Annotated in this window: 8 protein-coding genes; 7 read left to right on the forward strand and 1 reads right to left on the reverse strand. The window is 63.5% G+C overall.

All coding sequences use genetic code 11. From position 1 onward, the window contains the following. The first annotated feature begins 68 nt into the window (after positions 1–68). Positions 69–2738, forward strand: coding sequence for a TonB-dependent receptor domain-containing protein (locus tag ACZ2HM_RS04745; protein ID WP_470426368.1), 2670 nt, complete (start codon positions 69–71; stop codon positions 2736–2738). A 111-nt stretch (positions 2739–2849) separates the two neighbouring features. On the opposite strand, the gene ACZ2HM_RS04750 is transcribed toward ACZ2HM_RS04745, so the two are convergent. Continuing rightward, positions 2850–3497 carry a prolyl hydroxylase family protein gene (locus ACZ2HM_RS04750; protein WP_470426369.1) on the reverse strand — a complete coding sequence of 216 codons (648 nt, stop codon included), beginning with the start codon at positions 3495–3497 and terminating at the stop codon, positions 2850–2852. A gap of 180 nt (positions 3498–3677) precedes the next feature. On the opposite strand from ACZ2HM_RS04750, the gene ACZ2HM_RS04755 reads away from it, so the two are divergent. From ACZ2HM_RS04755 to ACZ2HM_RS04780, 6 genes are all read left to right on the forward strand, one after another. Next, positions 3678–4532, forward strand: a complete 855-nt coding sequence (locus tag ACZ2HM_RS04755; RefSeq protein ID WP_470426370.1) for a type II secretion system protein N — start codon at positions 3678–3680, stop codon at positions 4530–4532. Beyond that, on the forward strand, positions 4529–6727 hold the full coding sequence (gene gspD, locus ACZ2HM_RS04760) for a type II secretion system secretin GspD (protein WP_096060595.1): 2199 nt from the start codon (positions 4529–4531) through the stop codon (positions 6725–6727). Before ACZ2HM_RS04755 ends, gspD begins: the two co-directional genes overlap by 4 nt. Positions 6728–6744: 17 nt before the next feature. Beyond that, positions 6745–8289: a type II secretion system ATPase GspE gene (gene gspE / locus ACZ2HM_RS04765; RefSeq protein ID WP_470426792.1), complete on the forward strand. Its 1545-nt coding sequence runs from the start codon at positions 6745–6747 to the stop codon at positions 8287–8289. Beyond that, positions 8282–9499, forward strand: coding sequence for a type II secretion system inner membrane protein GspF (gene gspF, locus ACZ2HM_RS04770; protein WP_470426371.1), 1218 nt, complete (start codon positions 8282–8284; stop codon positions 9497–9499). The genes gspE and gspF overlap by 8 nt, the downstream gene beginning before the upstream one ends. Positions 9500–9508: 9 nt before the next feature. Next, positions 9509–10033, forward strand: a complete 525-nt coding sequence (gene gspG, locus ACZ2HM_RS04775; RefSeq protein WP_037472883.1) for a type II secretion system major pseudopilin GspG — start codon at positions 9509–9511, stop codon at positions 10031–10033. Positions 10034–10184: 151 nt separating this feature from the next. Then, entirely contained in the window at positions 10185–10592 is a 408-nt protein-coding gene (locus ACZ2HM_RS04780; protein ID WP_470426793.1) for a GspH/FimT family pseudopilin, read from the forward strand. The last annotated feature ends 45 nt before the right edge of the window (positions 10593–10637 follow it).

Consider the following 10637-nt stretch of genomic DNA (forward strand, 5'->3'; position numbering starts at 1 on the left):
CGGGGGAGCGTGCATCTGCGCTTCCCCGCCTTCTTTTGCACTGCATATCCCAAAGGGGGACATTTAGCATGTCGAAGCCGCTCAGCCTGGCGCGCCTGCTCCTGATTTCATCCGCTCTGGTCGCGCCTGCGGCCATGGCGCAAATCGACGCCGGTGGTGCCGTGTCGCCCGCCGCTGCCCAAGAAGACGCGCAGCAGGACGGGGTCGATGTGTCGATCCCTGGTGCGGACATCGTCGTCACCGGCCGTCGTACCAGCAATGTGTCGCAGGCCGCGCCGCAGGTGGTGAACGTACTGTCCGCCGCCGACATCCGCCGCACGGGCGAAGGCGATATCGCCGGTTCGCTCCAGCGCGTGACCGGCCTGTCGGTAGTGTCGGGCGGCTATGTCTATGTCCGTGGTCTTGGCGATCGCTATTCGCTCGCCCTGCTCAACGGCTCGCCGCTGCCAAGCCCCGAACCCTTGAAGCGCGTCGTTCCGCTCGACATTTTCCCGACCAGCGTGATCGCTTCGACGCTGGTGCAGAAGACCTATTCGGTCAACTTCCCCGGCGAATTCGGCGGCGGCGTCATCAACCTGACGACCAAGGCCATTCCGAGCGAAAGCTATCTGGAAATCGGCGTCGGCAGCTCGGCCAATACCGAAACGTCGGGCCAGATGGGCTATACCCATTATGGGGCCAAGTCCGACTGGACCGGTTTCGACGACAGTTCGCGCGATGTACCGCCGCTGCTTCAGCAGGCGATCAATAGCGGCGTGCCATTCCCGAATCTCAGCCGGGCCGAACAGCAGGCCATTTCGATGCAGTTCCTGAACTCCGCCACGTCGGTCGTTCAGCGGACCAACAGCGCGCCCTTCAACTTTTCGGGCTCGATCAACGGCGGCACCGCCGTCGATGTCGGCAGCGACGGACGGTTGGGTGTGATCGCGACTGCGTCGTACAGCAACAAGTGGCGCACCCGCGAAAACCTGCAGCAGGCGTCGCTCGATGTCGCGGCCGGTGCGGGCCGCAGCTATAATCAGGTCAGCACCGACAATGAAGTCACGGTCAACGGCCTCGTGGGCTTCGGGCTGGAACTGGGTGACCAGAAGCTGCGCTGGACCAACCTCTATATTCGCGACACGTTGAAGCGCAGCGCGCTGGCGATCGGTCAGAATGATGGCACCATTCAGGAAGCCGATTTCCTGCAGCAGAATACCGCCTGGTATGAGCGGCAGTTGATCGACACGCAGTTGGTCGGTGAGTTCAAGCTGTCTGATGCGCTCAGCCTCGACATGCGCGGCGGCTTTGCCAATTCGCAGCGGGAAGCGCCCTATGAGCGCGAGTTCGTCTATGTTCGCACCAACCGCGATCTGGCCATCGATCCGGTCGGTGACCGTTTCGTCAATGCGCTCAACCGTCAACGCGGCGATGCGTCGGTCACGTTCAGCGACCTGAACGAAGATCTGTGGTTCGCGGGCGTCGATCTGAGCTACAAGATCGCACCGGGCTTCTCGCTGACGGCAGGCTATGCCTTCAACGACACCAAGCGTCGGTCGTCGCGTTACGAACTGCACTTCGATGCGGTGAACCTGCCGGTCCCCGTGCAGCAGTTGCGTCCCGACTTCCTGCTGTCGGATGCGTCGATCCAGCTCTATGATATCGGCTTGCTGGAATTTTCGGGCAACTACCCCGTTTATGACGCAGCGCTGCGGACCCATGCCGGCTATGGTCAGGTGCAGGCGGAACTGTTCCCCGGCCTGTCGATCAACGCGGGTGTTCGTTACGAAAAGGGCGACATGTCGGTAACCGGCGTGGACGTCTACAGCACGGGGCTGACCCCGTTCAACGAGATCCGCAACGATTATTGGTTGCCAGCCGTGACGGTCACGGTCGAAGCGGCCAGGGGTCTGCAGTTGCGCGCCAGCGCGTCCAAGACGATTGCCCGGCCGCAATTCCGTGAATTGATTGCCCAGCCTTATCTCGACACCGAATCCAACCGTTTCTTCCGCGGCAATCCCTTCTTGCAGGACAGCGAGTTGTGGAACGCCGACGTTCGGGCGGAATGGTATATGGGGCGTGACGAGCGGATTACGGCTGCGGCTTTCTACAAGAAGATCGACAATCCGATCGAAACCTACACCACGATCACCGACACCTATAATGTCACGACCAGCTTTGCCAACGCGCCCGAAGCGACGCTCTATGGCGCCGAGTTGGAAGTGCAGAAATATATCCCGCTCGACGGCTGGTCGGAATCGTCCTTCTTCCAGAGCCGCCGCATCGTGCTGATCGGCAACTATACCTACACCCAGTCGGAACTGAAGGTGCAGGATGGCGATACGACCATCCCCTACACCTACACTGTGGGCGATCCGCCAGCCGCGTCCGACTTCTTCCTCGACGGCGTGCCGTTGACGGGTCAGTCGGACCATCTGGTCAACCTGCAGATCGGCCTGGAAGACACGGACAAGCTGTCGCAGCAGACGCTCTTGCTGACCTATGCCAGCGACCGCGTGACCAGCCGTGGTCCCAACCTGCAGCCGGACATCAAGGAACGGCCGGGCGTACAACTCGACTTCGTGGCGCGGCAGGGCGTCAAGCTGCCCGGCGGCATCAACAGCGAGTTCAAGTTCGAAGCCCGCAACATCCTGGGCCGCAAGTTCCAGGAGTTCCAGGAGCAGGACGGCAACCGCGTCTATTATAACCGCTACAAGATCGGCACCACCATCGCCGCGTCGATGACGGTAGCCTTCTGATATAAGCCGCAGGGCCGCCTGCACGGCCCTGCGGTTTGCCAAGCGACCGGCTCGTTTCGTGCGAGCCGGTCGTTTTGCGTTTTGGACGCTTATCGCCGTCCTATTATCCGCTCAGCCCCAGGGCTTTTCGCGATACCATTTGGTGATGACATGCTTGACGCCGCTGCGCACTTTCATGCCGTGGTGGATGCTGGCGGGGTTGGGCTGACCGGGTGCGAGACGGTTGTTCCAGGCGAGCAATTTGCCGGTCTGGGGCTGGACCGTCTTGCCGATCTTGGTGAAGCGGGTCGCGCCGCCCGCTGTTGGTTCGTTCAGATAGACCATCAAGGTCCAGGTGCGGTTGCCCGCGACCGAGCAATAGGTCGCATAGTCCGCGCCCTTGGGGTCGAAATAATCGGTATGCGCCTTGAATTCCTGCCCGACATCATAGCGCTGGCCCTGGATCGGTTCGCCATAGGCGGTCGCGATCCCGGCAAAGGCGTCGAGCCGGGCGTTGATGGCCGCGACGAACGGGTCGCCGTGATCGAGGTCGCAGGTTTCGCTGGTGCGGAAATAGCCGTCGCCATTGGCGTCGGCGATCGTGGAGGGGCGACGCTGGGCGTCGATTCGCTCGATCAGCGCGGTGCAATCCTGCGCGGAGAGAAAATCGCGCAGGATGAACAGGGTGAGTTCCTTGTTCGGCACGCGCTGCACGCGGGCGTGTGCGCCGATCCAGGCAGGATCGGCGTCGGCGGCGGTGGTGATGGTCTGGTCCGTCATGGTCGGTCCTGCAATGGCGGTCGGATGCGGTAAAGACGCCGCCGTAGCTATCGTTCAGCCGCCAAAAAGCAAGCGATGTGCGTGCCTGCCATCATGTCATATTACAGTCATATAAACGTCATCGTCCCGTAAGGAGAAATGCCTAGCAGGCTCCCACATCAAAGGGGGCTTCATCAGATCATGCGAGTGCCGTTTGGCCAGACTGTGCGCGGGTGGAGCGAGCGTAGACCGCGGGGCTTGCCGCCGTTCGACGGGTGGCGCCTGCTGGAACGCGGCCTGTTGATGTTGCTGGCGTTGCAATTGGTGCGGCTCGTCTGGGCGGTCGTGGTGCTGGTCGGCAGCTTCGGACCATGGGAAGGGCGCCAAGCGCAAATCCTGTCGCCCAGCGCACGGCAGGCGTTGTTCGCGTCCTTCGACCCCTTCTTCCGCAGCGATGCGCCAACGCCGTCGGGCAATGGCGTGGTCACGTCGCTGGCGCTCACCCTTTATGGCGTGCGCGTCAATGAAGGGTCGGGGCTGGGCTCCGCCATCATCGCGTCGCCGGACGGCGTGCAGAACAGCTTTGCCGTGGGCGATGAAATCATGCCTGGCGTGGTGTTGAAGGCTGTCGCGTTTGACCATGTGACGATCGACCGGGGCGGGGCGGAAGAGCAGATTTTCATAGATCAATCGACCCCGGCACCCGCCGCAGCGCCCGAAGGTGGCGCGCCTTCTGTCGACGCATCACCATCACCGGGGGAAGGGTCGGTTGCGGCGATCGGGTCCGGGCCTACGGCGGATAGTCTGAAGCGCGACATCGGCTTTGCCCCCCGGATGCAGAATGGCCGGGTTACAGGCCTGGCGGTGAGCGCCAAGGGACCGGGCTTTGCCAGCGCCGGCTTCCGCCCCGGCGACATCGTTACCCAGATCAACGGTCAGCCGATCGGCGACCTGCAATCCATCCAGAACCAGATCGCGCCCGGTGCGCGCCTGTCCCTGACCGTGGAGCGCGGCGCTGCCGTCGCCTCCGTCAACTTGATCGTGCAAGGCCAATGACCCGCAAACTCCTCCATACCGCCGCCCTTGCCCTCGCGCTGGCGACGCCGATCGCCGCGCCGCTGATGGCGCAGCAGACGCTCAACGTCCGCGATGCCGACATCCGCGCCTTCATTCAGGACGCGGCGCGGGTGACGGGACGCACCTTCATCATCGACAATCGGGTGCAGGGGAAGGTGTCGGTCGTGACCGACCGGCCGCTGTCGCGTTCCGAATATTTCGAGATCGTGCTGTCCACGCTGCGCGCCAATGGCTTGGTGGCGGTGCCCGCACCGGGCGGTGCCTATCGCATCCAGCCCGCTGATGGCGCGTCGGGCCAACCGAGTAGCGTCGGTCGCGGTGCCAGCCGCAACAGCTTCGTGACCGAGGTGTTCCGTCTGCGCTCGATCGATGCGGCGAGCGCGTTGGAAACGCTGCGCCCGCTGGTCAGCAAGGAGGGGTCAGTGACGGCCAATCGTGCGGGCAACAGTGTGGTGGTCGCGGACTATGCCGATAATATCGCCCGCATCCGGCAGGTGATTGCGCGGGTCGATCGCGACACGTCGGCGACGCAGATGGTGATGCTGAAAAATGCCGGTGCGCGCGAGATTGCCACGTCACTGCAGGCGTTGGTGGCTAGCAGCGGTGGCGGCGAGAATGCGGTGGCTTCGGCCGCGACCGTGGTGCCGATCGATAGCAGCAATGCGATCGCCATCCGGGGCGATGCCAATACCGTCGCCCGCCTTTCCGCCATGGCGCGTCAGCTCGACCAGCAAGCCGCGAGCGGCACCGAAATCCGCGTCTATTGGCTGGAACATGCCGATGCCGAAAAGCTGTTGCCGGTGTTGCAACAGCTGGTGGGGCAGTCGACCAATCAGCCGGTGACCGCCTCCACGCCAGCGGCGGGCGGCAGCGCCGCGCCCGCTGCGCAGGCTGCGGCCCCGGTTGCGGCTGCGTCTTCGGGTTCCTCCAGTGGGAGTGGCATTTCGACCCGTGGTCCGGCGATCGTCACCCGTTACGAAGGCGCGAACGCAATCATCGTTGCGGCCAATAGCGATGTGCAGCGAATGCTGGGCGAGACGATCCGCCAGATCGACACGCGCCGCGAACAGGTGCTGGTGGAGGCGATCATCGTCGAGATCAGCGATGCGGCGGCCAAGAAGCTTGGCGTACAATTCCTGCTCGGCAGCACTTCGACCGGCTTTGCTGCCTCCAACTATTCCAACGCATCGCCCAATTTGCTGACACTGGCGGGAGCCTATGGCGCGACTCAGCTGGGCACGACGACAACGACCGTGGTTGCGCCCGACGGCACGCGCACCACGACCGAGGTCCAGAATAGCGGTGATCTCGCCAGCACCTTGCAGCAGGCGGCGATCAACAGCCTGACCAGCGCGACCGGGGCGATCGCTGGCCTTGGTGGGAGCATCGGCAAGAATGGCATTTTCGGCGCGATCATCAATGCGGTGAAGTCCGATACGGAGAGCAATCTGCTGTCCACGCCATCGGTGATGACGCTCGATAATCAGAAGGCGTCGATTTTGGTCGGGCAGCAGGTGCCGGTGACGACCGGCGAGGCGTTGAGCCAGAATTTCGATAACCAGTTCCGCACCGTCCAGCGCCAGGATGTCGGCATCAAGCTGGAAGTGAAGCCGCAGATTAATACGGGCGGCGCGATCAAGCTGTTCCTGCGGCAGGAAGTGTCGAGCGTGGCGGGGCCAGTGAGCAACTCCAGCAGCGACCTGATCATCAACAAGCGCGAGATCGAGACCACGGTCACGGTCGATGATGGCGAGATATTGGCGCTGGGCGGTTTGCTGGACGATAATGAGCGCAAGACGATCGAGCGGATTCCGTTGTTGTCCGACATTCCGGGGCTGGGCGAATTGTTCAAATCGCGCAGCCGCAGCCGGACCAAGACGAACCTGATGGTGTTCATCCGCCCGACCATATTGCGGTCGAAGGAGGATGCGCAGAAGCTGACGCAGCAGCGTTATGGCTATGTTCGCGGCATGCAGTTGCAGCGCAACCCCGACATGGAGCCGACCATCGATGAACTGGTCCGCGACTATATGGGCGCGACACCGCCGTTGCCGCCGCAGCCGACCGACGCCGTGGTGGCGCCTGCGCAGCCGGACGTGATCGAGCCGATCGTGCGGCAGTCGAGCGGCGTGGTGCGGCCGGTGGATCTGCCCCCAAGCGGAGGTCAGCAGTGAGCGACACGGGTCCAGCCATGCCAGCGGACGCTGCTTCCGGCATCGGGACGTTTCCCCCCGCGCCGCCGCGGCCCATCGACATCCCCTACACCTTCGCGCGCAAGAATGGCGTCGTCATGCTGCCGATCGAAGGCGAGCGGTTGACGATCGGCGTGCGGGAGGGGAGCGATCCGCGCGTGCTGCTAGAGGTAAGGCGTCATCTGGCGCGTAGCTTCGACGTCGTGTTCACGACGCCCGCCGAGTTCGACCGGCATCTGTCCAATCATTATGCGATGGAGGGCAGCGCGGCCGCGATGGCGGGGTCGCTGGATGTCGGTGCGGATGAACTGGACATATTGGCCGCCGATATTCCGACGGCCGACGATCTGCTGGATAGCGCGGACGATGCGCCCGCGATCCGGCTGATCAACGGTATCATCGCCGAAGCCGCGCGACAGGGCGTGTCGGATATTCATATCGAACCTTATGAGACGGGTCTGATCGTGCGCATGCGCGTCGATGGCGTGTTGCGCGAAACGCTGCGCATGCCGCCGCATGTCGCGCCAGTGGTGGTCAGCCGCATCAAGGTGATGGCGCGGCTCGACATTGCCGAACGGCGGGTGCCGCAGGACGGGCGGATCGGCCTGACGCTGGGCGGCAAGCTGCTCGACGTGCGTGTATCGACCCTGCCGAGCCGGGCGGGCGAGCGGGTGGTGCTGCGTATTCTCGACAAGGAAAATGCGGGGATCACGCTCGACCTGTTGGGGATGAACGGCACGCCGGACCGGATTTTCCGCGAGGGGCTGAGCGAGCCCAATGGCATCATCCTGGTCACCGGACCGACCGGATCGGGCAAGACGACGACGCTCTATGCCGGTTTGCGGCAGCTCAATGATGGCACCCGCAATATCCTGACGGTCGAAGATCCGGTCGAATATGCGATGGAGGGCGTCGGCCAGACCCAGGTGAATGCCAAGGTCGGCTTGACCTTTGCGGCCGGATTGCGCGCAATCTTGCGGCAGGATCCCGACGTGGTGATGGTCGGCGAAATCCGCGATCGCGAGACGGCGGAGATTGCGGTGCAGGCCTCGCTGACCGGGCATCTGGTGCTGTCCACGGTCCATACCAATGACGCGGTCGGGGCCATCACGCGGATGCGCGACATGCGGGTCGAACCGTTCCTGCTGGCGTCTACGTTGCGTGCGGTGATCGCCCAGCGGCTGGTGCGGCGCTTGTGCCAGAGCTGTCGCGAGCCGGTGCAGGCGGACAAGTCGGCGAGCGCGCTGCTGGGTTTCGATCCCGGCACGATCATCTATCGCGCGCGCGGCTGCGACGAATGTAGCGGTACGGGGTATAAGGGCCGGATCGGCGTGTTCGAGGCGATCCGCGTCGATGATACGATCCGCCGCCTGATCAATGATGGTGGCGACGAATCGCTGATTGCGCGCCATGCCTTCCTCAATGCGCCCAATCTGGGGTCGGCCGCGCGCGCTCTGGTGCGCGACGGACAGACCACGGCGGAAGAGGCGATCCGCGTGTCGCGGCGTGATTCGGTCGAGGCGGAAACGATCGTCGATGGCTGAGTTCGACTATGTCGCGATCGACCCGGCCGGCAAGGATCGCAAGGGATCGATCAAGGCCGATAGCATCGAGGAGGCGCGCGCCAAGCTGGACGCGCGCAAGCTGTTCATCGTCGCGCTGGAGCCGGGCGCGGTGGAGAGCGCGCGCAGCCGCGCGAATCTGTCGCTGCGTAGCCCGCGTTTGAGCGCCAAGGAACTGACGCTGTTTACGCGGCAACTAGCGACGCTGACGCAGGTCAGTCCGCTGGAAGAATCGCTGCGCACGATCGGGCGGCAGAGCGAGCAGGATCATGTCCGCGCCGTCGTGGGTAAAGTCCATTCGGGCGTGATAGAGGGGCGGCGGCTGGCCGATGCGCTGGGCGCGGAGCCGAAAAGTTTTCCGCCGCTCTATCGCGCGATGATCTCGGCGGGCGAAAGCTCCGGCAGCCTGCCCACTATCATGGAGCGATTGTCCGACCTGATGGAACGGCAGGCGTTGATGCGGTCGAAAGTGCTGACCGCGATCGCTTATCCGTCGGTACTCGCGACCTTTGCGGTGTTCGTGGTGGCGGCGTTGATGATCTTCGTCGTGCCCAAGGTGGTCGAGCAGTTCGACACGGTGGGGCAGGAATTGCCGTTGTTGACGCGGATGGTGATGGGATTGTCGGCGTTTCTGGCGGCCTATTGGTGGCTGTTGCTGATCGCGATGATCCTGGGCGGCGTCGCCTTCTGGCGCGCGCTCAAAAATGAACGGTTCCGCTATCGGTTCGACGCGACTTTGCTGGGGCTGCCGGTGCTGGGCAAGCTGATCCGCGATCTGCATGCGGCGCGAATGGCGCGCACGCTGTCGACCATGGTGGCGAGCCGCCTGCCGTTGATGGAAGGACTGACGCTGACCGCCAACACCGTCCATAACCGGGTGCTGCGCCGCGCGTCGGACGAGATTGTCGAAGCCATCCGGGGCGGGGGCAGCCTGTCCGCCGCCCTGCGCCGCGCTGGGGTGTTCCCGCCGCTGTTGGTCTATCTTGCGGCGAGCGGCGAGAGCGCCGGGCGGCTGGACACCATGTTGGAGCGCGCGGCGGATTATCTGGAGCGCGAGTTCGACTCGTTCACCTCGACCGCGCTCGCGATGCTGGAACCGATCATCATCATATTGATGGGCGGCATCGTCGCCGTCATCATCCTGTCCATCCTGCTGCCGATTTTGCAGTTGCAAAGCCTGACCGGGGCTTAGGAGTTGAATATGTTTAAGCTAAAATCCGTTCGGGCTGAGCGTGTCGAAGCCCCTTCTTTCTTTTCAGCAAAAGGAGTGCCCTTCGACAGGCTCAGGGCGAACGGAGATAGTAGGCGGGGAGAGGATGGCTTCACCTTGGTCGAACTGATGGTGGTGATCGTCATCATCGGCCTGCTGGCGACGATCGTGGCGATCAATGTCATTCCCGCGACCGACACTGCGCGGGTCGAGAAGGCAAAGGCCGACATTTCCACGATCGAACAGGCGCTGGAACAATATCGGCTCGACAATCTGACCTATCCGGCCGGGTCCGACGGGTTGCAGGCGTTGCTCAACCCGCCCGCGTCGCTGGCGCAGCCGCAGCGCTATCGCCGTGGTGGCTATATCAAGAAGCTGCCCGACGATCCGTGGGGCCGCGCCTATGTCTACACCGTACCGGGGCGCAAGGGCGCGTTCGACATCAGTTCGCTGGGCGCGGATGGCCAGCCGGGCGGCGAGAGTGAAAATGCGGATATTTATTCCAGCGAGATGTAACTCATCTGCCGTTCGCTTCGAGCGTGTCGACAAGCGTTTAGCTTCGCTGAACTCGGCTCTGCCTCGTTTCTCGACTTCGCTCGAAACGAACGGATGTGGGTTCAACTTTATGCGGCGTTCCGCCCAACAGGGATTCACGCTTGTGGAACTGATGGTCGTGTTGACGATCATCGGTTTCATTTCGGCTGCCGTCGTCATGGCCATTCCCGATCCGCGTGGGCGCGTGATCGAGGATGCCGACCGCTTTGCCGCGCGCGTTGCTGCCGCGCGCGACGAAGCGGTCGTGACGGCCGCGCCCATGGGATTGTGGGTGTCGGCGTCAGGCTATGGTTTCCAGCGCCGCGAGGATGGGCGTTGGGTGCCGTTGGAGGACAAGCCGTTCGTCACTGCCAACTGGAAGGGCGGCACGCGCGCTTTGGTGGGCAAGGACGGGCGGCAACAGATCGGCTTTGACGGCACGGGGCTGCCGACCGATCCGCTGACCGTCACGCTCGCGCGCGAAGGCGAGCGGGTGTCGGTGACGGTCGATATGGCCGGGAAGGTCATGGTCGGTGGGTAAGCCGGAACGCCTTGCCCCCGGCCAACAGGGCTTCACGCTTTTGGA

The sequence above is a fragment of the Sphingobium sp. KKT206 genome (assembly GCF_055640555.1).